Genomic DNA, 21,491 nt, shown 5'->3' on the forward strand with positions numbered 1-21,491 from the left:
ACAGGGATTCTTTAAGGGTCCCTTACCGGCCCACGTGACACACTCTTCTCTCGCTATGGACATATCCGGGATCCAGCTCAGAGCCGTGCGCGCGGCGCTGTTCACGGCCGTGGTCGTGACGCTCAGCACCGCGTCGCACGTGCTGCTGTCCCGGGCCCCGCTGCCGCTGAACACGGTGGCCGCCGTCGCGGCCGCCGTGTTCGCCCTCGCCTTCGCGCTGGCCGGACGCGAGCGCGGCTTCGCGCGGATCGCGGCGCTGCTGGTTCCGCTGGAGCTGGCCGCCGACACCGTCTTCACCACCGGCCAGCACCTGTGCTACGGACCCGCGGGCGGCCCGGTCGCCGGGCCCCTGCGCTCGGTCGGCTGGGACGTGCTGTGCGGCAACCGCACCGACGTGGGCACGCCGCTGGCCCGGATGACGGGCACGGACACCGACCGGCTGGCGGCCCTGCTCGCCCACTCCACCCCGGCGACCGCCTGGCTGCTGCTCGCGGCGCACGTCTGCGTGGGCCTGCTCGCGGCCGGCTGGCTGCGCCGCGGCGAGCGGGCGCTGGCCCAGCTGCTGCGCGCGGCGGCGGTCACGACGTTCCGGCCGCTGCTGGTCGCGGTCGCCGCGGTCACCGTCCACCGCACCCGGGGCACGGCCCGCCGCCCGGTGCCGCGCGCACCGCACCGCACCCCCCTGCGCGCCCGCCTCCTCACGCACTCCCTGGGACGGCGCGGACCGCCGCTCCGGGCCGCCCTCGCGCTCGTCTGAGCCGCACACGGGCGTCCCCGAGCACGGCAGTCCCCCACACCTACCCCGCGCACGGCATGTGCGGGTCCCACAGGAGAACACCACCATGAGCAAGCGGAACAGCCAGACGGCGAAGACGGCGGCCCGGGAGCGGCTGCGGGCCGAGCGGGAGCGCGAGGCCCGGCGTGCCAAGACCAGGCGGCAGCTGATCGTCGCCGCCTCGGTCGTCGCCGTCCTGGCCGCCGCCGGCGGCATCGGCTACGCGGTCGTCCAGGCCAACAAGCCGGGCCACTGGGAGGCCGCGAAGGACCAGAAGGTCGTCGCCCCGGCGAACACCACGGGCACGGACGGCACCACGGTCGTCCTCGGCAAGAGCACGGCAGCGAAGACCCTCAAGATCTACGAGGACCCGCGCTGCCCGATCTGCGCCCAGTTCGAGCAGGCCGTCGGCGCCACGGTCAAGAAGGACATCGACAGCGGCAAGTACAAGCTCCAGTTCGTCGGCGGCACGTTCATCGACGGCCACGACAACGGGGAGGGCTCGAAGAACGCGATGAGCGCGCTGGGCGCCGCGCTCAACGTGAGCCCCGAGGCGTTCGTCGAGTACAAGGCCGCCCTGTACTCGGCGAAGTGGCACCCGGAGGAGACCGAGGACAAGTTCAAGGACGACGCGTATCTCATCAAGATCGCGGACACCGTCCCCGCGCTGAAGAACAACACCAAGTTCCAGACGGCCGTGAAGAACGGCACCTACGACGCCTGGGCCATGGCGATGTCGGGCACGTTCGACAACAACAAGGACGGCGTGACCGGCACCCCCAGCCTCGTCATGAACGGCAAGGTCCTCACCGTCCCGGGCACCAAGAACCCGCCGATGACGGTGGAGCAGTACAACTCCGTGGTCGGGGCCGCCCTCAAGGGCTGACGCCCCGTCGGGAACCGTCCCCGAGGAGACAGACCGCGAAGAGCGGGCGAACTTTTGGGAGTTCGCCCGCTCTGGCGTGTACCGGTCAGTAATCTGATCGGTCGTGACCAGTCGATACAGAGCTTCCGAGGACGCCGGCTCGAGATCCGAGCGCGTCAACTCGCTTTCCCCGCGCCGCCGTACGGTCGTCAAGGCCGCGGCGGCCACTGCTGTGCTGGCCGGACCCCTGGCCGGCGCGCTGCCCGCGCGGGCGGCCACCGAGGCGCCCGCGTTCCTGCACGGCGTCGCCTCCGGCGACCCGCTGCCCGACGGCATCCTGCTGTGGACCCGGGTGACCCCCACCGCCGCGGCCCTGCCCGGCTCGGGGGTCGGCCCGGACACCGAGGTGAGCTGGGTGGTGGCCCGGGACAGGGCCCTCACCGACGTCGTCGCCCGGGGCTCCACCACCGCGACCGCCGCCTCCGACCACACCGTCAAGGCCGACATCCGGGGCCTCGCGCCCGCCACCGAGTACTGGTTCCGCTTCTCGGCCGGCGGCACCGACTCCCCCGTGGCCCGCACCCGCACCGCCCCCGCCCGCGACGCCGCCGTGGGCAACCTGCGCTTCGGCGTGGTCTCCTGCGCCAACTGGGAGGCCGGCTACTTCGCCGCCTACCGCCATCTCGCGGCCCGCGGCGACCTCGACGCCTGGCTGCACCTCGGCGACTACATCTACGAGTACAAGTCGGGCGAGTACACCGCCCGCGGCACGGTCGTCCGGCCGCACGCCCCGGCCCACGAGATCCTCACCCTCGCCGACTACCGCACCCGGCACGCCCGGTACAAGACCGACCCCGACCTCCAGGCGCTCCACCACAAGGCGCCCGTCATCGCCATCTGGGACGACCACGAGTTCGCCGACAACGCCTGGTCGGGCGGCGCGGTCAACCACACCGAGGGCGCCGAGGGCACCTGGGCCGCCCGCCAGGCCGCCGCCAAGCAGGCCTACTTCGAGTGGATGCCGGTGCGCCCGGCGATCGAGGGCACCACCTACCGGCGGCTGCGCTTCGGGAAGCTGGCCGACCTCTCGCTGCTGGACCTGCGCTCCTTCCGCTCCCAGCAGGCGTCCACCGCGAGCGGCTCCGTCGACGACCCCGACCGCACCCTCACCGGACGTGCCCAACTGGACTGGCTGAAGGCGGGCTTGAAGGCCTCCGACACCACCTGGCGGCTGGTCGGCAACTCGGTGATGATCTCGCCGTTCGTGGTCGGCTCACTCTCCGCGGACCTGCTCAAGCCGCTCGCCAAGCTGCTCGGCCTGCCGCAGGAGGGCCTCGCCGTCAACACCGACCAGTGGGACGGCTACACCGACGACCGCCGCGAACTGCTGGCCCATCTGCGCGCGAACGCCATCCGCAACACCGTCTTCCTGACCGGCGACATCCACATGGCGTGGGCCAACGACGTGCCGGTGGACGCCGGCACGTACCCGCTGTCGGCGTCCACCGCCACCGAGTTCGTCGTCACCTCGATGACCTCCGACAACCTCGACGACATCCTCAAGGTGCCCGAGGGCACCGTCTCCGCGGTCGTCTCACCGGTCATCAGGGCCGCCAACCGGCACGTCCACTGGGTCGACACCGACCGGCACGGCTACGGCGTGCTGGACATCACCGCCGACCGCGCCCAGATGGACTACTACGTGCTGTCCGACCGCACCTCCGCGAACGCCACCAGCGCCTGGGCGCGCTCCTACCGCACCCGCAGCGGCACCCAGAAGGTGGAGCGGACGTACGACCCGGTGTAGCGGGTCACTCCAGGCCGTCGAGGAAGCCGAGTGCCACCCGCCAGGTGGCCTCGGCGGCCTCCGCGTCGTAGTCCGGCAGGCCGGGGTCGGTGTAGAGGTGGCCGGCCCCGGCGTACCGGTACACCTCCACGTCCGCGCCGGTCCGCCCCATCCGCAGGTACCAGGCGCTCAGCCAGTCGTCCGTCTCGAACGGGTCGGGCTCGGCGACGTGCAGCTGCACCGGCAGCCCGTCCGCCGTGGCGTTCGGCGCGATGTCCGAGGTGCCGTGCAGGAGCAGCAGGCCGCGGGCCTTGTCGTCGCCGAGGGCGAGCGTCTGCGCGATCGAGGCGCCGAGCGAGAAGCCCGCGTACACCAGTCCGCGGTCGGAGTACGGCGCGGCGGCCAGCACCGCCCGCTTGAGCAGCTCGTCCTTGCCGGTCTCGTCCTGGGCGGCCATGCCCTCCTCGACCGTGTCGAAGGTGCGTCCCCCGAGGAGATCGGGCGTCCACACCTGGTGCCCGGCGCCGCGCAGCCGGTCCGCGGCCTCGCGCACGGCGGGCCTGAGGCCGTAGGCCGAGTGGAAAAGCATGATGTCCATGAGGCCATGGTGCCAGCCGGGAACGTGCCGGCCACGCCCCCGCCCGGCCGGCACCGCGCGCACACGCCCCCGCCCGGCGGGCACCTCGCGCACACGCCCCCGCCCGGCGGGCACCTCGCGCACGGGGTGCCCGGGAAGGGACGCAAGTCACATGTTCATGCCGGTGCGGTGCCGGTTAGGCGCGCAGTCATGGAGAACGTACTCCGACCCCTGACCGTGGTCGGCGGCGCGGTCGCACTCACCCTGGTGATCGGCTGGGCCACCGACCTCCTGCTGCGCAAGGCCGACGAACGGCACCACGAGACGCCGCTGTGGGGCCTGCTGCGCCGGGCCCGCATCCCCTACCAGCTCGTGCTGTGCACCGCCCTGCTCAGAGGCTCCTACGACCAGGCGGGCCTGCTGGGAGGGCACCGGGTCGGCATCGGCCGGACGCTGACCCTGGTGCTGATCGGGTCGGCCGCCTGGCTGGCCATCCGGATCGCGGCGGCGATCGTGGAGACGTCCTACTCCCGCTACGCCAGCGCCCGCGCCCACCGGGACCCCGCCCGGGTGCGGCGGGTGCGCACCCAGGTCGAGCTGATCATGCGGGTGGTCTCGGCGATCGTGATCGTGGTGGCCGCCGCCTCGATGCTGCTGACCTTCCCGGCGATGCGCGCGGCCGGGGCCTCGCTGCTGGCCTCGGCCGGCATCCTCGGCATCGTCGCCGGTGTCGCCGCGCAGTCCACGCTGAGCAACATGTTCGCCGGGCTGCAGATCGCCTTCGGCGACATGGTCCGCATCGGCGACACCGTGGTCGTGGACGGCGAGTGGGGCACGGTCGAGGAGATCACGCTGACCTTCCTGACGGTGCGGACCTGGGACGAGCGGCGGATCACCATGCCGGTGTCGTACTTCACGTCCAACCCGTTCGAGAACTGGTCGCGCGGCACCCCGCAGATGACCGGCACCGTCTTCTGGCACCTGGACCACTCGGCGCCGCTGGAGGCGATGCGCGAGAAGCTGCGGGACATCCTGCGCGCGTGCCCGGCGTGGGACGGCCGCGCCTGCGCCCTGTCCATCACGGACACCACCCCGAACACCATCGAGGTGCGGGCGCTGGTGACGGCGAAGGACTCGGACGACGTCTGGACGGTACGGGTGACGGTGCGCGAGGAGATGCTCCGCTGGCTGTGCGAGGAACACCCGTACGCCCTGCCCCGCGTCAACACGGCCGAGGCGGCACCACGCCCGGGCCACCACCTCACCGACCGCACCACACCGTCCCGCACCGGCACCGTCCGACCCCCCTCCCCGGACAAGACGGCCACACCCGGCCCCTGACGACCGCCCAGGGATGTGGACCCCGCCCGGCCCGGGGCCGGGCGACACCCGGGCCCCGGGCGAGGTCCCGGACCGGGCGGGGTCCCGGGCCGGGCGGGGTCCGGGTGCCGGGCCGGGCGAGGTCCGGGTGCCGGGCCGGGCGAGGTCCGGGTGCCGGGCCGGGCGAGGTCCGGGTGCCGGACCGGGCGGGGTCCGGGTGCCGGGCCGGGCGAGGTCCGGGTACCGGGCCGGGTGCCGGGCCGGGCGAGGTCCGGGCGAGGTCCGGGTACCGGGCCGGGCGAGGTCCGGGCGAGGTCCGGGTGCCGGGCCGGGCGGGGTCCGGGTGCCGGGTCCGGGCCCGACCCCCGCGCGGCATCCGGGCCCGGCCCGGTCCGCAGAGCCGGGCCAGCCCGGTGCCGCGGCGAAGCCGGACCGGGGCGCAGGGGCGGAGCCCCGCATGGGGTCCGGGGCGGAGCCCCGTGACGGCAACCTCTTCCCCACCGAGTCGGGGGGGCCGGATGGGGCAAAGGGGGGTGCAGGGGGCGCAGCCCCCGCCCCGGGTCCGGGGCGGAGCCCCGTGGCGGCCACTGCTCATCCCACCGAGTCGGGCGGGCCGGATGGGGCAAAGGGGGGTGCAGGGGGCACAGCCCCCGCCCCGGGTCCGGGGCGGAGCCCCGTGGCGGCCACTCCTCACCCCACCGAGTCGGGCGGGCCGGATGGGGCAAAGGGGGGTGCAGGGGCGCAGCCCCCGCCGGGGGTCTGGGGCGGAGCCCCAGGGACGGTGACCCCTCACCCCACCGAGTCGGGCGGGCGGGTGGGCAAAGCAAAGCCGGGCGAAGCACAGGGGGGCGAAGCCGAACCCGGGGCCCGGGGCGGAGCCCCGGGGGACGGCCCCGCCGCGCTCAGTGGCCCCGTTCCGCCCCGCCGTTCACCTGGATGATCTGGGAGGTGATGTGCGCGGCGGCCGGCGAGGCGAGCCAGTGCAGCGTGGCGGCCACGTCGCCCGGCGTACCGGCCCGCCCGGTGGACGTCTCCGCGACCAGACGCGCGCGCCGGGCCTCGTCCATCGCGTCGCCGAAGAAGTCGGTGTCCTCGACGTAGCCCGGCGCGACCACGTTGACCGTGATCCCGCGCGGCCCCAACTGCCGTGCCAGATCGTGGGCGTACGGGTGCAGCGCGGCCTTCGAGGCGGCGTAGGCACCGCTGCCCGAGCCCCGGTAGGCGGCGATGGAGCTGAGGAACAGCACCCGCCCGCCCGGCTCGGCTAGCCGGTCCTTCAGGGCCTCGGTGAGCAGCACGGCGGTCAGGGTGTTGAGCCGGAAGTTGACGGTCCAGTTGTCGGCGACCAGGTCGAGCGGGTCCTCCCGCGCCACCTTCGGCTCCAGCTGACCGGAGCCGCCGGCACTGTGCACCAGCACGTCCACCGCGCCGAACTCCTCGGCGACGAAACGGGCCGCGCCCCGCACGCCGGCCACGTCACCGACGTCGGCCGCGTGCACGAGCGCGCCCGGCACGTCCGCCTTGCGCAGCACGTCCTCCCGCCGTCCGAGCAGCAGGACCCGGTGCCCGTCGGCCGCGAAGGCCCGCGCCGTGGCGAGCCCGATCCCCGTGCCGCCACCACTGATCACGACATTGCGAGTCATGGCCCGAGCGTATCGGGACAAGGCGGGACGGTACGGGTGCACGCGGCCCGGGTCACGGCAGACTGCGTACGTCCAGATGGCGCAGCACCCGGTCGACGATCTCCGGATCGGCGCCGGGCTCGCTGCGCGCCGCCAGCACCTCGTGCCGGGCCGCGCTCAGCATCTCGCTCTGGATGCGCCGCGCGCGCTTCAGGCGCCGTACGCGGTGCTCGTGCGCCTCCCGGCGCTCCTCGTCCCCGATGTGCGGGCTGATCCGCAGCCCGATCTCGTAGGCGCGGCGCTGCATCTGCTCGGACAGCTCGTCCGGCAGGTCCTCCACCGACTCGATCTCCCGCAGCCGCCGCTTGGCCGCCTTGGCCGCCCGCACCGCGAGCTGCTTCTCGAACTCCTTCTCCCGCTCGATGTCCGCGCGCACCCCCAGCCGTCTCACCAGCCACGGCAGGGTGAGGCCCTGGAGCAGCAGTGTGGCCATGATCACACCGAAGGCGATGAAGATGATCTCGTCGCGGTCGGGGAAGGGGGCGCCGCTGTCCGTCTTGAGCGGGATGGCCAGCGCCAGCGCCACCGAGGCCACGCCCCGCATCCCGGCCCACCACATCACGACGGTCTCGCGCCAGCTGAGCGGGATGTCCTCGTCGTAGTCGCGCAGCGCGTGCAGCCGCTTGGTCAGCCAGGTCGCCGGCAGCAGCCACAGCAGCCGTACCAGCACCACCACGCCGACCACCACCGCCGCCCAGCCGAGCAGCTCGCCCCACCGGCCCGAGGCCGTGCGGATCGCGTTGTGCAGCTCCAGTCCGACCAGCCCGAAGGCGACCCCGGTGACGAGGGTGTCCACGACGTCCCAGACGGTGTGCCCGGTCAGCCGGGTCAGCACGTCGTCGGCGTCGGTGGCGTACTCCGCCAGGAACATGGCGGTCACCAGCACGGACAGGACGCCGGAGCCGCGCAGCTCCTCGGCCAGCACGTACGAGGCGAACGGCACCAGCAGCGTCAGCCCGATCTGCAGGGTGGCGTCCCCGAGCAGCCCCAGCAGCTTGTTCGCGCCCCAGCCGAGCGCGAATCCCACGGCCACCGCGACCACCGCGGACAGCACCAGGTCGAGCCCGGCGTCCCAGACGGAGAACTCGCCGGTGACGACGGCGGCGATGGCGACGTGGTAGAGCACGATGGCCGTCACATCGTTGAACAGGCCCTCGCCCTCCAGGATCGACACCAGCCGGCGCGGCAGCCCGAGCTGCCCGGCCACCGCGGTGGCGGCGACCGGGTCGGGCGGGGCCACGAGCGCGCCGAGCGCCACGGCGGCGGCCACGGGCAGCCCCGGCACGATGCTGTGCGCGACGGCGGCCACGCACACGGTGGTGACGAACACCAGGGCCACGGCCAGCAGGAAGATCGGCCGCTTGTTCGCCGCGAACTGCCGCCAGGAGGTGCGCCGTACGGCGGCGTAGAGCAGCGGCGGCAGCAGCGCGGGCAGGATCAGGTCGGGCGGGATGCTCACGTTCGGCACGAAGCCGGGCAGGGCCAGCGCGATCCCGAAGACCGTCATCAGCACCGGCGCGGGCAGCCCGAGCCGGTCCCCGACCGGGACGCTGATCAGGGCCCCGAGCAAGATGACGAACAACAGGGCCAACTGATCCACTGTCAGCGCTCCGGACGGTCGGACGTTCACATGGCCGATCTCCAGCCTGCCATGCCGCGCCGCCGTCCGGCCCGTGGCCGGGCGCTGGTCACAGGGCGCGCCGCATCGCCCGGTGCGCAATGCCGGCGTCGGGGAACTCGGGCCCGTACGCCTCGTAGCCGAGCCGCTCGTAGAAGCCGAGGGCGTGGGTCTGCGCGTGCAGGTCCACCGCCGTCAGGCCGAGCGCGCGTGCCGCGTCCTCGATGGCGCGGACCAGGGCCGCGCCGACGCCGAGACCGCGGGCCTCCTGGGCGACGGCGAGCCGTCCCAGGGAGCCGACGCTCAGGTCGCCGCCGGTCCTGTCCGCGGCGGCCTCGCCGTGCAGCAGCCGGCCGGTGCCGAGCGGCAGGCCGTCCTCCCGGACGGCGAGGACGTGCACGGCCACGGCGTCCAGCGCGTCGTACTCGATGTCCTCGGGGACGCCCTGCTCGGCCACGAAGACCTGCTTGCGCACGGCGAAGCACGCCTCGCGGTCGGCGGGGTCCTGTGCCAGGCGCACGGTGTACGGCTCGGGCTCCCGGCTCATGCGTAGGTCTCCTCACGGACCTTGTCCAGGGCCTTCTGCAGGTCCTCGGGGTAGTCGCTGGCGAACTCCACCCACTGCCCGTCGCCGGGGTGCTCGAAGCCGAGCCGTACCGCGTGCAGCCACTGGCGGGTGAGGCGCAGCCGCTTGGCGAGGGTCGGGTCGGCGCCGTAGGTCAGGTCGCCGACGCAGGGGTGGCGGTGGGCGGCCATGTGGACGCGGATCTGGTGGGTGCGGCCGGTCTCCAGCTTCACGTCCAGCAGGGACGCGGCGCGGAAGGCCTCGATGAGGTCGTAGTGGGTGACGGAGGGCTTGCCGTCGGCGGTGACCGCCCACTTGTAGTCGTGCTGGGGGTGCCGGCCGATGGGCGCGTCGATGGTGCCGCTGGTCGGGTCGGGGTGGCCCTGGACGAGGGTGTGGTAGCGCTTGTCGACCGTGCGCTCCTTGAACTGGCGCTTGAGCGAGGTGTACGCGTACTCGGACTTGGCGACCACCATCAGCCCCGAGGTGCCGACGTCGAGGCGGTGCACGATGCCCTGCCGCTCGGCGGCGCCGGAGGTCGAGATGCGGTAGCCGGCGGCGGCGAGCCCGCCGATGACGGTGGGCCCGCTCCAGCCGGGGCTGGGGTGGGCGGCCACGCCGACCGGCTTGACGATCACGACCACGTCCTCGTCGTCGTGCACGATCTCCATGCCCTCGACCGGCTCGGCGACGACCTGCACCGGCGCGGGCGCCTGCGGCATCTCGACCTCGAGCCAGGCCCCGCCGCGCACCCGCTCGGACTTGCCGACCGCCGCGCCGTCGACCAGCACCTTGCCCGCCGCCGCCAGCTCGGCCGCCTTGGTGCGGGAGAAGCCGAACATGCGGGAGATGGCGGCGTCGACGCGCTCGCCCTCCAGGCCGTCGGGCACGGGCAGGGTACGGATCTCGGGAAGGGTGCTCACCCGTCGAGTATGCCGGACGGGTGGGACAGCCCCGTACGGGTCCCGGCGCGCACCCGGTGCGCTCAGGCCTCGCGCACCCGGTGCGCTCAGTCGTTGTGGACGGTGCGCTCAGTCCTTGTGGACGGTGCCGTCCGGGTCCAGGCCCCGGAAGGAGAGCAGCACGATCAGGATGCCGCCGCAGACGATCGCCGAGTCGGCGAGGTTGAAGACGGCGAAGTGCTTGGGCGCGATGAAGTCGACCACCGCGCCCTCGAAGACGCCGGGCGCGCGGAAGAGCCGGTCGGTGAGGTTGCCCAGGGCGCCGCCGAGCAGCAGGCCGAGCGCGACCGCCCAGGGCAGGCTGTACAGCTTGCGCGCCAGCCGGGTGATCACCACGATCACGGCCGCCGCGATCACCGTGAAGATCACGGTGAACGCCTCGCCGACGCCGAAGGCGGCGCCCGCGTTGCGGATGGCCTCGAGCTGGAGCCAGTCCCCGATGATCCTTATCGGCGCGTGGTGCTCCAGCTTGGCGACCACGATCAGCTTGCTGACCAGGTCCAGGGCGTACGCGAACGCCGCCACGGCGAACAGCACCGCGATACGGCGCCTGCCGCGCGGCCGCTCGGCGGCGGGGTCCTGCGTCCCCTCGGTGCGGGGCGACGGGTGCGGCGAGTCCGCCGCGCCGCCCCGCTCCGCGCCGCCGCCGGGCCGCTCCTGGCCGGCCCGGGCCGCGTCCGGGGTGTCCGGCGTACCGATGATGCGCTCCGCCTCTGCCACGTGAGTCCCTCAACCTAGGTACCTGACTGAGGACGAGAGTACGTCACGCCTCGCCCGCCCGGGCCGTTCAGGAGGCCTCCCGGGACCGGCTCACTGCCGGCGCTCCTGCTTCTGCTTGCACTCCACGCACAGGGTGGCCCGCGGGAACGCCTGCATCCGGGCCTTGCCGATGGGGTTGCCGCAGTTCTCGCACAGGCCGTAGGTGCCCGCGTCCAGCCGGTCCAGGGCGCGCTCCGTCTGGGTGAGCATCTCGCGCGCGTTGGCGGCCAGCGCCATCTCGTGCTCCCGCGTGATGTTCTTGGTGCCGGTGTCGGCCTGGTCGTCGCCCGCGCCGTCGCCCGAGTCCCGCATCAGGCCCACCAGGGACGCCTCGGAGGAACTGATCTCGGTGCGCAGCCGCTCCATCTCGGACTGCAGCTCCGCGCGGGCCTCCTCGACCTCCTCCGGGGTCCAGGGGTCCTCGCCCGGGCGGACCGCGAGGTCGCCGGGCTTCACCGCGGCGAGGCGCGCCTTGGGGACGGCGGTCTTCGCCGCCGTGGCCGTGCCAGGAGTCTTCTTCGCAACCACTGTCGTGGCTCCCGTCTGCTCCGCGGCCTGCGCCGCGCCCACCTTCTTGGCCGTGCTCTTCCTGCTCTTCCTGCCCGTTCCCGCGGCCCGTTCCGCCTCGGAACCGCCGCCCTGCGCGGCGTCGTGCGCCGCGGCGCCGGCCGCGGGCCGCGCCCCGGCGGGGTGCGCGGCGCGTTTCGCGGCCGGTTTCGCTGCCGGTTTCGCGGCGGCGGGGGGCTTCCCGGCGGCCTTTTTCGCGGCGGACTTGCCGGTGGACCTCCCGGTGGACCTCGCCGTGGACGTACCGGCGGCGGACTTCCGCGGGGCGGCTCCGTTCCCGTCCGCGCTTCCCTTCGCCGCCGTCCTCCGCTCCGTGCTGTCCGTCCTCTCCGTGCTCTTCGTGCTCTCCGTGCTCTCCGTGCTCTCCGTGGGGTTCTTCGCCTCGGCGCGCTTGGCCCCGTGGGTCCCGTGGGTCCCGGCGCTCCCGGACGCGGCCTTCGCGGATCCGGCCTTCCCCGGCGGGGTCCCCCCGGACCGGGGCGCGGCGTCCTCGGCCCGGCCCGCCCGGTGCCCCGACCGCTCCGCCCGCGCCCTGCCGCCGCCGGACGCCGTCCTCCCCGCGGCGCCGCCGGACCCCCGCTCGGGGCCGGCCTTCTCCCGCGCGACCGCGCCGGACGTGGCCGATGCGCTCGTGACCGCATTCTTCACGGCCGGCTCCTTCGCGGCCGCGTGCCCGGCGGCGGCCGTCCTCGTACGGGCCGCGGCACCGCCCCGGGTGCCGCTCCTCCCGCCCGGCGTCGCCGTACCGCCGGAGGCGCCGGCACGCCGGGGCCCGTCCGGCGCCGACTGCTCGGCGGTCTTCTTCGCCACCATGGCCGCGGCCCCTTCACATATTGTGATCTTGCGCGCGAATCGTGCTGGGACGATAAATCGACTCGAGTCCCGCGGCAACGGGGCACGCCGCCCGATTCGCCCGCCTCGCACCTGCCGCTCGGCCGGCATGCATGCGTTGTGCCCAGCTCTTCGCCGCGTAATCCGACCAGCCGTACGCCGGGACGGACGTCCCGGAAAACCGGTCGGCCGCCGCCCCCGGAGCGCCGTACACTGGGCGAAGCGAAAAGCGTGGATGGGGACGAGTAGCGGCGTACGCAGCCCAGAGCGACCCGGGGACGGTGTGAGCCCGGGGGCGAGCGCGACGTGAAGATCACCCCGGAGCCGCCGGAAGAACGCCCGGGTGGACACACCGGGCCAGTAGAACCGGCATCGCGATCCCAATGAGGGGGCTCGCCGGGGCGCAGGACGCGCCGGAGGGCCAAGGAGGGTGGTACCGCGGGAGCGCGCCGCACACGGCGTGAAGAGCACGAAGGCTCTCGTCCCTCCGACGGAAGGCAGTACGTCCGCCGGAGGAAGATCGATGACGCAGTACCGCCAGGTGCCCGCCCAGGTCGACCTGCCCGCCCTCGAGCACGCCGTGCTCGACTTCTGGCGCGAGCAGAAGATCTTTGCCAAGAGCCTGGACCAGTCCGAGGGCCGCCCCGAATGGGTGTTCTACGAGGGTCCGCCGACCGCCAACGGCATGCCGGGCGCGCACCACATCGAGGCGCGCGTCTTCAAGGACGTCTTCCCCCGCTTCCGCACCATGCGCGGCTACCACGTGGCCCGCAAGGCCGGCTGGGACTGCCACGGCCTCCCCGTCGAGCTGGCGGTGGAAAAGGAGCTGGGCTTCTCCGGCAAGCAGGACATCGAGGCGTACGGCATCGCCGAGTTCAACGCCAAGTGCCGCGAGTCCGTGACCCGGCACACCGACGCCTTCGCGGAGCTGACCACCCGCATGGGCTACTGGGTCGACCTCGACGACGCCTACCGGACCATGGACCCCGAGTACGTGGACTCCGTGTGGTGGTCGCTGAAGGAGATCTTCGGCAAGGGCCTGCTGGTCCAGGACCACCGCGTCGCGCCCTGGTGCCCGCGCTGCGGCACCGGCCTGTCCGACCACGAGCTGGCCCAGGGCTACGAGACGGTCGTCGACCCGTCCGTGTACGTCCGCTTCCCGCTCACCTCCGGTCCGCTCGCCGGGCAGGCCGCGCTCCTGGTGTGGACGACGACCCCCTGGACGCTGGTCTCCAACACCGCGGTCGCCGCGCACCCGGAGGTCAGGTACGTCGTCGCGACGAACGGCGAGGAGAAGCTGGTCGTCGCCGAGCCGCTGCTCGCCAAGGCGCTCGGCGAGGGCTGGGAGACCACCGGCGAGACCTTCACCGGCGCCGAGATGGAGCGCTGGACCTACCGCCGCCCCTTCGAGCTGGTGGAGTTCCCCGAGCCGGCGCACTACGTGGTGAACGCCGAGTACGTCACCACCGAGGACGGCACGGGCCTGGTCCACCAGTCCCCCGCCTTCGGTGAGGACGACCTGAAGGTCTGCCGCGCCTACGGTCTGCCGGTCGTCAACCCGGTCCGCGCCGACGGCACCTTCGAGGAGGACGTGCCGCTGGTCGGCGGCGTCTTCTTCAAGAAGGCCGACGAGAAGCTCACCGCGGACCTCGACGCGCGCGGGCTGCTGTTCCGGCACGTCCCCTACGAGCACAGCTATCCGCACTGCTGGCGCTGCCACACGGCGCTGCTGTACTACGCCCAGCCGTCCTGGTACATCCGCACCACCGCGATCAAGGACCGGCTGCTCGAGGAGAACGAGCGGACCAACTGGTTCCCGGACACCGTCAAGCACGGCCGTTACGGCGACTGGCTGAACAACAACATCGACTGGGCGCTGTCCCGCAACCGCTACTGGGGCACCCCGCTGCCCATCTGGCGCTGTACGGAGGACCACCTCACCTGCGTCGGCTCCCGCGCCGAGCTGACCGAGCTGACCGGCACCGACCAGTCGGGCCTCGACCCGCACCGCCCCTACATCGACGAGGTCACCTTCGCCTGCCCGCACGACGGCTGCGGCGCCACGGCCACTCGGGTGCCCGAGGTCATCGACGCCTGGTACGACTCGGGTTCGATGCCGTTCGCGCAGTGGGGCTACCCCTACAAGAACAAGGAGCTGTTCGAGGCGCGCTACCCGGCGCAGTTCATCTGCGAGGCCATCGACCAGACCCGCGGCTGGTTCTACACGCTGATGGCCGTCGGCACGCTGGTCTTCGACAAGTCCTCGTACGAGAACGTCGTGTGCCTGGGCCACATCCTCGCCGAGGACGGCCGGAAGATGTCCAAGCACCTGGGCAACATCCTCCAGCCGATCCCCCTGATGGACCAGCACGGCGCGGACGCCGTGCGCTGGTTCATGGCGGCCGGCGGCTCCCCCTGGGCGGCCCGCCGCGTGGGCCACGGCACCATCCAGGAGGTCGTCCGCAAGACGCTCCTGACGTACTGGAACACGGTCGCCTTCCAGGCGCTGTACGCCCGGACGTCCGACTGGGCGCCGAGCGAGGCCGACCCGGCCCCGGCCGGCCGGCCGCTGCTGGACCGCTGGCTGCTCAGCGAGCTGCACGCGCTGACCGACCAGGTCACGCAGGCCCTGGAGGGCTACGACACGCAGCGCGCCGGCAGGCTGCTGTCGGCGTTCGTCGACGACCTGTCCAACTGGTACGTCCGCCGCTCCCGGCGCCGGTTCTGGCAGGGCGACAAGGCCGCGCTGCGCACGCTGCACGAGGTGCTGGAGACGGTGACGCGGCTGATGGCGCCCATCACCCCGTTCATCACCGAGCGGGTCTGGCAGGACCTGGTGGTGCCGGTCACGCCCGGTGCGCCGGAGTCCGTGCACCTGGCCTCCTGGCCGGAGGCGGACCTGGCCGCGATCGACCCGGAGCTGTCGCGGCAGATGGCGCTGGTGCGCCGGCTGGTGGAGCTGGGCCGCGCCACGCGCGCGGAGTCCGGCGTCAAGACCCGCCAGCCGCTGTCCCGTGCGCTGGTCGCGGCGGCGGGCTTCGAGTCCCTGGACGCCGAGCTGCACGCGCAGATCACCGAGGAGCTCAACGTGTCCTCCCTGGCCTCGCTCAGCGAGGTCGGCGGGTCCCTGGTGGACACCACCGCCAAGGCGAACTTCCGCGCGCTGGGCAAGCGCTTCGGCAAGCGGGTCCAGGACGTCGCCAAGGCCATCGCGAACGCGGACGCGGCGGCGCTGTCGCTGGCGCTGCGCGAGGGCACGGCGTCGGTCGAGGTCGACGGTGAGACGGTGACGCTGGCGCCCGACGAGGTGATCATCACGGAGACCCCGCGGGAGGGGTGGTCCGTGGCGTCCGACTCCGGCGCGACGGTGGCGCTGGACCTGGAGATCACCGAGGAGCTGCGGCAGGCGGGTCTGGCCCGGGACGCGATCCGGCTGATCCAGGAGGCCCGCAAGAACAGCGGCCTCGACGTCGCCGACCGCATCGCGCTGCGCTGGACGGCGACGGACCCGGCGACGGTCGCGGCGCTCGGCGAGCACGCCGGGCTGATCGCCGAGGAGGTGCTGGCGACGGACTTCGCCCAGGGCGAGGGGGACGAGACGTTCGGTGCGGCGTTCACGGACGAGGGGCTGTCGTTGACGTTCCGTCTGCGTAAGGCCTGAGGGTGGGGCCGGGGCGGGGCCCCGGTCTCTCTCTTGGCGGGGGGCGTCCCCCGGGCCCCCTCCTGGCGGGGCTTCGTCCCTTCCGGCCTCCGGGGCCCGGCCTCGGGCGGGTGCGTCGTCCGGTGCCGGTGCGCGGGGGTTGAGCGCGCAGTTCCCCGCGCCCCTGGGGGGGGGCGGACCGGTGCGTCCTCCGGTGCCGGTGCGCGGGGGCTGGGCGCGCAGTTCCCCGCGCCCCTGGGGGGCGGACCCGTGCGTCCTCCGGTGCCGGTGCGCGGGGGTTGAGCGCGCAGTTCCCCGCGCCCCTGGGGGGCGGGGGGCTTCGTGGTTCTGGGGGCCGGGCGGGGTGGGTTCTTGGGTGCTGTTGGGGGACGGGAACGGCCCCGGAGGCGGATGCCTCCGGGGCCGTTCTCATAGGCTGCCGACGCCTAGCTCGTCCTGTGGACCCTGACGGGGGTCCTCAGTTGTCGTCCTCGTCGATCAGGAAACCGCGCATCGGTGACGGGGCCTGGCCCATCGGGGACGGGCCCTGCGGGCGTACCGGTGCCATCGGCTGGGTCATCGCCGGGGACATCTGCTGCTGGCCGCCGTAGGACGGACCGGACGGGCTGGGCGGGCCGCCCATCGTCTGGTTGCCGCCGTAGGACGGGGCGCTCGCGCCGGCCGGGGCCATGGAGGGCGCCGGGGACGGCGGCAGCGACGCGGCCGCGGGGGTGCGCGGCGGGGCCAGCGAGTCGTCGGCCTGGGTCTCCAGCTGGCGCAGCTGCGACTCCAGGTACGACTTCAGCCGCGTGCGGTACTCGCGCTCGAAGCCGCGCAGGTCCTCGACCTTGCGCTCCAGCGTGGCGCGGGCGGACTCCAGGGAGCCCATCGCGACGCGGTGCTTCTCCTGCGCGTCCCGCTCCAGGGCGTCGGCCTTGGCACGGGCGTCACGCTCCAGACCCTCGGCACGCGACCGCGCCTCGCCGACGATCTTGTTGGCCTCGGAACGCGCCTCGGCGATCGCCTGGTCGGCGGTCTGCTGCGCCAGCGACAGCACGCGCGCGGCGCTGTCGCCACCGGGACCCTGGCCCATCGGGCCGGGACCGCCCATGGGACCCGGACCCATCGGGCCGGGACCCATCTGGCCCTGCATCGGGCCCTGGCCCATCGGACCCGGACCCATCGGGCCGGGACCCTGCGGACCCTGACCGCCGGGACCGGCGGGCAGCTGCGGGGCACCGCTCGGCAGCTGGGGCGGGCCACCCATGGGGCCGCCCATCTGCTGCTGCGGCGGGCCCGATATGCCGGCGGGCACCGGAGCGCCGGGACCTCGCATGCCCTGCTGCTGAGGGTGCGGCTGCTGCTCCTCCGGGGGCTTGCGCATGTTCTGCTGGTTCTGGGCAGCAGCACGCGTCGCCGCGGCCAGCTTGGCGCGCAGGTCCTCGTTCTCGCGCAGCAGGCGGGTCAGCTCGGCTTCGACCTCGTCGAGGAAGGCATCGACCTCGTCCTCGTCATAGCCTTCTCGGAGGCGGACGGTCGTGAACTGCTTGTTCCGCACGTCCTCGGGGGTCAACGGCATCTCTTCACCTCAACGTAGTCATCGGCAGTCGGCAAGACCGTATCGTCCACAGTCACCTCGCCAGGTTTCCCACGACGGAGATCAGGATGTAGACGATGATCATCAGTACGAAGAAGGACAGGTCGAGCGCCACGCCCCCGAGACGCAGCGGCGGGATGAACCGCCGCAGAAGCTTCAGCGGTGGATCGGTGACAGTGTAGGTGGCCTCCAGAACGACCACCATCGCCTTGCCGGGTTGCCACGAGCGGGCGAACTGGAACACGTAGTCCATGACCAGCCGGAAGATGAGCACGATGAGGAACACCATCAGCGCGATGTAGAGAACCTCCATGGCCACGCCCATGATCGGTGCTTCCCTCTCCCCTGTTCCGTGCCTGTTTCCGGTGGTGCGTCTCAGCTCTGGTTGAAGAACCCGCCCTCTGCGATGCGGGCCTTGTCCTCCGCCGTGACATCGACGTTAGCAGGCGACAACAGAAACACCTTCTGCGTCACCCGCTCGATGCTGCCGTGAAGACCAAACACCAAACCGGCCGCAAAGTCGACAAGTCGCTTCGCGTCTGTGTCATCCATCTCAGTGAGGTTCATGATCACCGGGGTGCCCTCACGGAAGTGTTCCCCGATGGTACGGGCCTCGTTGTAGGTCCGGGGGTGAAGCGTGGTGATCCGGTACGGCTCACGTTCCGACACGACCTTGGGCATGATCACCGGTGCGTTCTTCTCCAGGCTCGCGCGTTCTTGTGTGATGGACGCCACGGGCGCGATGCGCGCCGGGCGCCCGGATTCCGCCGGCAGCGAAGCGGCATGCGACACCGGCTCGCGCGGCGCCGGAGGCTGCACCACTCGCACCGGTTCGTCCCTTTGGGGCTGACGTGTGAGGTGCGACTGGTGCGACGGCTCGTGCCGTCGGCGGTCCCGCTCGGGCTCCGGATCAAGCTCGGGCTCGAAGTCGTCATCGGGGTCGAATCCCCGGCCGTCGTACCCATCGTCCTCCACGAGGCCGAGGTAGACCGCCATCTTGCGCATCGCGCCGGCCATGCTCTGAGTCCTCCGCTCTGTGGTGGATCCGCTGACGACCGCCAAGTCCCCGCGATCCACTAGGTCGTTGCGCCTTCTTCGGCGGTATTGACCATATTTTCTGCTGTGGTCCGACTTCCTGGCGACGTTACCCGAGCCCGGGGCGGACTCCGAGTACCGCGGTGCCGACGCGCACATGTGTCGCCCCGGCGGCCACGGCCTCCTCGAGGTCCGCACTCATCCCTGCCGAGACCATGGTGGCAGCCGGATGGGTTCTCCGCAGGTCAGTCGACAAATCCATGAGCCGTTCGAATGCGGCGCGTTGACGGCCGGCGTACTCGCCGGTGAGCGGGGCGACGGTCATCAGACCGTCCAGCCGAAGTCCCTCGGAACGGGCGACCAGGTCGGCCAACTCTTCGATTCCGCCCGGCGCGACACCCCCGCGCTCCCCCCGTCCGCTCTCGCCCGCGTCCAGGGCCACCTGGATCAGGCAGCCGAGTTCGCGCTCCCGGCGCGCGGCCTCCCTGGAGAGCGCCGTCACGAGCCGGGAACGGTCCACAGACTGCACCACATCGGCATAACCGACCACGGAACGGACTTTATTGGTCTGAAGTTGACCGACAAAATGCCAGGTGAGGGGCAGATCCGCGCACTCGGCGGCCTTGGGCGCCGCCTCCTGGTCGCGGTTCTCGGCGACATGACGCACACCGAGTTCCGACAGGATCCGCACATCGGAGGCCGCGTAGGTCTTGGTGACCACGATCAGGGTCACCTCCTCGCGCCGGCGGCCGGCCGCGGCGCACGCGGCGGCGATGCGCTCCTCCACCTTCGCCAGGTTCCCGGCGAGTTCGTCCTTACGGTCCCTCATGTCCCATCAGTCCAGCCAGACGTAGCCCGCGAGCCGACCGGTGGTGCGGTCGCGGCGGTACGAGAAATGGTCGGCCGACTCCAGCGTGCACACCGGCGACTGCTGCCGGTCGTGCACCCCGAGGCGCTCGAGCTGTGCGTGCACTCCGGCGCTCACGTCCACCGCCGGAGTGCCCCAACCGGTCTCGGCGTGCGCCGCCGGCTCGACGGCGGCCACCTCGGCGCGCAGGGCCTCGGGCACCTCGTAGCACCGGCCGCACACCGAGGGCCCGGTGCGGGCGACGATCCTGGCCGGGTCGGCGCCGAGCGAGCGCATGGCCTCGACCGCCGCCGGCACCACGCCCTTGACCATGCCGGGCCGTCCGGCGTGTGCCGCGGCGGCCACCCCGGCGACCGGATCGGCCAGCAGCACCGGCACGCAGTCGGCGGTGAGCACGGCCAGGGCGAGCCCGCGCACCGCGGTCACCAGGCCGTCGACCGCCGGGACGTCCCGTGCGGTCCACGGCCCGTCGACCTCGGCGACGTCGTTGCCGTGCACCTGGTTCATCCAGACCACCCGTGCCGGGTCGAGCCCGAGCGACTTGGCGGCCAGTTCCCGGTTGGCGTGCACGGCGGCGGGATCGTCGCCGACCGCGCCGCCGAGGTTGAGCTCCTCGTACGGAACGGCGCTCACCCCGCCCCACCGGTCGGTGAAGGCGAAGTGGGCGCCGCTCACGGTGTCGCGCTGCCCTATCACTTCAGGAAGTCCGGCACGTCCAGTTCCTCGGCCGCGCTGTCGGTGTAGGTCCGCGGCGAGGGCGTCACCGGCGGGGCCGCGGCGGGGAGGTCGCCCGCCGGTTCCGGGGCGGCCGGCTCCGGCTCCTCCTTCGGCGTCACGCTGCCGAGCGAGCCGAAGCTCGGGCGGCTCTCGGGCTGGCGCACCGGCGTGGGCTCCTCGCGGCGGGGCGCCGGCGACGGCGAGGCCGAGGCCGAGCCGAGGACGTTGTCCCGGCGGGCCGGGGGCTGGCCGCCGTCGAACCCGGCCGCGATCACGGTGACCCGCACCTCGTCGCCGAGGGCGTCGTCGATGACCGCGCCGAAGATGATGTTCGCCTCGGGGTGGGCCGCCTCGCTGACCAGCTGGGCGGCCTCGTTGATCTCGAACAGGCCGAGGTCGGAGCCGCCGGAGATGGACAGCAGCACGCCGCGGGCGCCGTCGATGGACGCCTCCAGCAGCGGCGAGGAGATCGCCATCTCGGCCGCGGCCACCGCGCGGTCGTCGCCGCGGGCCGAGCCGATGCCCATGAGGGCCGAACCGGCCTCGGACATGACCGACTTCACGTCGGCGAAGTCGAGGTTGATCAGACCCGGGGTGGTGATCAGGTCGGTGATGCCCTGCACACCGGACAGCAGCACCTGGTCGGCGGACTTGAACGCGTCCAGCACGCTGACCTGGCGGTCCGAGATGGACAGCAGCCTGTCGTTGGGGATGACGATGAGGGTGTCGACCTCTTCGCGGAGTTCGGCGATGCCGTCCTCGGCCTGGTTCGCGCGGCGCCGTCCCTCGAAGGTGAACGGGCGCGTGACCACGCCGATGGTCAGGGCGCCGAGCGAACGCGCGATGTTGGCCACGACGGGCGCGCCGCCGGTGCCGGTGCCGCCGCCCTCACCGGCCGTCACGAAGACCATGTCGGCCCCCTTGAGGACCTCCTCGATCTCCTCGCGGTGGTCCTCGGCCGCCTTGCGGCCGACGGCCGGGTTGGCTCCGGCGCCGAGTCCGCGGGTGAGTTCACGGCCGACGTCGAGCTTGACGTCGGCGTCGCTCATCAACAGCGCCTGTGCGTCGGTGTTGATGGCGATGAACTCGACGCCCTTGAGACCGACCTCGATCATCCGGTTGATGGCATTGACACCACCGCCGCCGACACCGATGACCTTGATGACTGCGAGGTAGTTCTGCGGTGCTGCCACGTCGAAGGCCTCTCGCCTCGAATTACGTTGCCGTCCTCGCGCGGATGCCCGCGCTCCGACGACGGATGCCGAATGGGACGGTCCGAACGCCGACCCGAACCCTAACCCTGAAGTTTAGGGTTACCAGTGTGTGT

At 72.8% G+C, this 21,491-nt stretch carries 18 protein-coding genes; 5 read left to right on the forward strand and 13 right to left on the reverse strand.

Translation table 11 applies throughout. The features are described from left to right. Nucleotides 1-55 precede the first annotated feature (55 nt). The 3 genes from ACI2LW_RS19255 to ACI2LW_RS19265 all read left to right on the forward strand — a co-directional run bounded on the left by ACI2LW_RS19255 (nucleotide 56) and on the right by ACI2LW_RS19265 (nucleotide 3,447). Nucleotides 56-757, forward strand: a complete 702-nt coding sequence (locus ACI2LW_RS19255; protein ID WP_404732399.1) for a hypothetical protein — start codon at nucleotides 56-58, stop codon at nucleotides 755-757. An 85-nt stretch (nucleotides 758-842) separates the two neighbouring features. Continuing rightward, nucleotides 843-1,661, forward strand: a complete 819-nt coding sequence (locus tag ACI2LW_RS19260; protein ID WP_404732400.1) for a thioredoxin domain-containing protein — start codon at nucleotides 843-845, stop codon at nucleotides 1,659-1,661. A 103-nt stretch (nucleotides 1,662-1,764) separates the two neighbouring features. Further along, nucleotides 1,765-3,447: an alkaline phosphatase D family protein gene (locus tag ACI2LW_RS19265; protein WP_404732401.1), complete on the forward strand. Its 1,683-nt coding sequence runs from the start codon at nucleotides 1,765-1,767 to the stop codon at nucleotides 3,445-3,447. A 4-nt stretch (nucleotides 3,448-3,451) separates the two neighbouring features. On the opposite strand, the gene ACI2LW_RS19270 is transcribed toward ACI2LW_RS19265, so the two are convergent. Next, entirely contained in the window at nucleotides 3,452-4,024 is a 573-nt protein-coding gene (locus ACI2LW_RS19270) for a dienelactone hydrolase family protein (RefSeq protein WP_404732402.1), read from the reverse strand. A 189-nt stretch (nucleotides 4,025-4,213) separates the two neighbouring features. On the opposite strand from ACI2LW_RS19270, the gene ACI2LW_RS19275 reads away from it, so the two are divergent. Continuing rightward, complete coding sequence (locus ACI2LW_RS19275; RefSeq protein ID WP_404732403.1) at nucleotides 4,214-5,344, forward strand: mechanosensitive ion channel family protein; 1,131 nt, start codon at nucleotides 4,214-4,216, stop codon at nucleotides 5,342-5,344. Nucleotides 5,345-6,225: 881 nt separating this feature from the next. Here the strand turns inward: ACI2LW_RS19275 and ACI2LW_RS19280 are convergent. From ACI2LW_RS19280 to ACI2LW_RS19305, 6 genes are all read right to left on the reverse strand, one after another. Next, complete coding sequence (locus ACI2LW_RS19280; protein WP_404732404.1) at nucleotides 6,226-6,966, reverse strand: SDR family NAD(P)-dependent oxidoreductase; 741 nt, start codon at nucleotides 6,964-6,966, stop codon at nucleotides 6,226-6,228. 52 nt (nucleotides 6,967-7,018) lie between these two features. Continuing rightward, the gene (locus tag ACI2LW_RS19285) at nucleotides 7,019-8,605 is read right to left on the reverse strand and encodes a Na+/H+ antiporter (protein ID WP_404732405.1); all 1,587 of its coding nucleotides are present in this window, start codon (nucleotides 8,603-8,605) and stop codon (nucleotides 7,019-7,021) included. Nucleotides 8,606-8,693: 88 nt separating this feature from the next. After that, nucleotides 8,694-9,170, reverse strand: coding sequence for a GNAT family N-acetyltransferase (locus ACI2LW_RS19290; protein WP_404732406.1), 477 nt, complete (start codon nucleotides 9,168-9,170; stop codon nucleotides 8,694-8,696). Then, nucleotides 9,167-10,111, reverse strand: coding sequence for an RluA family pseudouridine synthase (locus tag ACI2LW_RS19295; protein ID WP_404732407.1), 945 nt, complete (start codon nucleotides 10,109-10,111; stop codon nucleotides 9,167-9,169). Before ACI2LW_RS19295 ends, ACI2LW_RS19290 begins: the two co-directional genes overlap by 4 nt. 108 nt (nucleotides 10,112-10,219) lie before the next feature. Beyond that, nucleotides 10,220-10,870: a signal peptidase II gene (lspA, locus tag ACI2LW_RS19300; RefSeq protein ID WP_404732408.1), complete on the reverse strand. Its 651-nt coding sequence runs from the start codon at nucleotides 10,868-10,870 to the stop codon at nucleotides 10,220-10,222. A 90-nt stretch (nucleotides 10,871-10,960) separates the two neighbouring features. Next, a complete protein-coding gene (locus ACI2LW_RS19305; protein ID WP_404732409.1) occupies nucleotides 10,961-12,289 on the reverse strand; it encodes a TraR/DksA C4-type zinc finger protein in 1,329 nt (442 codons plus the stop codon). A 541-nt stretch (nucleotides 12,290-12,830) separates the two neighbouring features. On the opposite strand from ACI2LW_RS19305, the gene ileS reads away from it, so the two are divergent. Continuing rightward, on the forward strand, nucleotides 12,831-15,968 hold the full coding sequence (gene ileS, locus ACI2LW_RS19310; protein ID WP_404732410.1) for an isoleucine--tRNA ligase: 3,138 nt from the start codon (nucleotides 12,831-12,833) through the stop codon (nucleotides 15,966-15,968). 457 nt (nucleotides 15,969-16,425) lie between these two features. On the opposite strand, the gene ACI2LW_RS19315 is transcribed toward ileS, so the two are convergent. The 6 genes from ACI2LW_RS19315 to ftsZ all read right to left on the reverse strand — a co-directional run bounded on the left by ACI2LW_RS19315 (nucleotide 16,426) and on the right by ftsZ (nucleotide 21,357). After that, the gene (locus ACI2LW_RS19315; RefSeq protein ID WP_404732411.1) at nucleotides 16,426-17,526 is read right to left on the reverse strand and encodes a DivIVA domain-containing protein; all 1,101 of its coding nucleotides are present in this window, start codon (nucleotides 17,524-17,526) and stop codon (nucleotides 16,426-16,428) included. Nucleotides 17,527-17,578: 52 nt separating this feature from the next. Continuing rightward, the gene (locus ACI2LW_RS19320) at nucleotides 17,579-17,869 is read right to left on the reverse strand and encodes a YggT family protein (protein ID WP_398175751.1); all 291 of its coding nucleotides are present in this window, start codon (nucleotides 17,867-17,869) and stop codon (nucleotides 17,579-17,581) included. A 50-nt stretch (nucleotides 17,870-17,919) separates the two neighbouring features. After that, on the reverse strand, nucleotides 17,920-18,561 hold the full coding sequence (locus ACI2LW_RS19325) for a cell division protein SepF (protein ID WP_404732412.1): 642 nt from the start codon (nucleotides 18,559-18,561) through the stop codon (nucleotides 17,920-17,922). Nucleotides 18,562-18,688: 127 nt separating this feature from the next. Further along, entirely contained in the window at nucleotides 18,689-19,408 is a 720-nt protein-coding gene (locus ACI2LW_RS19330; protein ID WP_404732413.1) for a YggS family pyridoxal phosphate-dependent enzyme, read from the reverse strand. Nucleotides 19,409-19,414: 6 nt separating this feature from the next. Continuing rightward, nucleotides 19,415-20,143, reverse strand: a complete 729-nt coding sequence (gene pgeF, locus ACI2LW_RS19335; protein WP_404732414.1) for a peptidoglycan editing factor PgeF — start codon at nucleotides 20,141-20,143, stop codon at nucleotides 19,415-19,417. After that, nucleotides 20,140-21,357 carry a cell division protein FtsZ gene (ftsZ, locus tag ACI2LW_RS19340; RefSeq protein ID WP_404732415.1) on the reverse strand — a complete coding sequence of 406 codons (1,218 nt, stop codon included), beginning with the start codon at nucleotides 21,355-21,357 and terminating at the stop codon, nucleotides 20,140-20,142. Before ftsZ ends, pgeF begins: the two co-directional genes overlap by 4 nt. Nucleotides 21,358-21,491: the final 134 nt, after the last annotated feature.

Origin of the sequence: Streptomyces sp. NPDC004065 (genome assembly GCF_044903565.1) — a bacterium.
Classification (GTDB): Bacteria; Actinomycetota; Actinomycetes; order Streptomycetales; family Streptomycetaceae; genus Streptomyces.

Excerpts from the sequence above, each read along its gene's own strand:
- ACI2LW_RS19255 (WP_404732399.1), top strand. The coding sequence starts at position 56 with ATGGACATATCCGGGATCCAGCTCAGAGCCGTGCGCGCGGCGCTGTTC.
- ACI2LW_RS19260 (WP_404732400.1), top strand. The coding sequence starts at position 843 with ATGAGCAAGCGGAACAGCCAGACGGCGAAGACGGCGGCCCGGGAGCGG.
- ACI2LW_RS19270 (WP_404732402.1), bottom strand. The coding sequence starts at position 4,024 with ATGGACATCATGCTTTTCCACTCGGCCTACGGCCTCAGGCCCGCCGTG.
- ACI2LW_RS19275 (WP_404732403.1), top strand. The coding sequence starts at position 4,214 with ATGGAGAACGTACTCCGACCCCTGACCGTGGTCGGCGGCGCGGTCGCA.
- ACI2LW_RS19280 (WP_404732404.1), bottom strand. The coding sequence starts at position 6,966 with ATGACTCGCAATGTCGTGATCAGTGGTGGCGGCACGGGGATCGGGCTC.
- ACI2LW_RS19290 (WP_404732406.1), bottom strand. The coding sequence starts at position 9,170 with ATGAGCCGGGAGCCCGAGCCGTACACCGTGCGCCTGGCACAGGACCCC.
- ACI2LW_RS19305 (WP_404732409.1), bottom strand. The coding sequence starts at position 12,289 with ATGGTGGCGAAGAAGACCGCCGAGCAGTCGGCGCCGGACGGGCCCCGG.
- ileS (WP_404732410.1), top strand. The coding sequence starts at position 12,831 with ATGACGCAGTACCGCCAGGTGCCCGCCCAGGTCGACCTGCCCGCCCTC.
- ACI2LW_RS19315 (WP_404732411.1), bottom strand. The coding sequence starts at position 17,526 with ATGCCGTTGACCCCCGAGGACGTGCGGAACAAGCAGTTCACGACCGTC.
- ACI2LW_RS19320 (WP_398175751.1), bottom strand. The coding sequence starts at position 17,869 with ATGGGCGTGGCCATGGAGGTTCTCTACATCGCGCTGATGGTGTTCCTC.
- ACI2LW_RS19325 (WP_404732412.1), bottom strand. The coding sequence starts at position 18,561 with ATGGCCGGCGCGATGCGCAAGATGGCGGTCTACCTCGGCCTCGTGGAG.
- ACI2LW_RS19330 (WP_404732413.1), bottom strand. The coding sequence starts at position 19,408 with ATGAGGGACCGTAAGGACGAACTCGCCGGGAACCTGGCGAAGGTGGAG.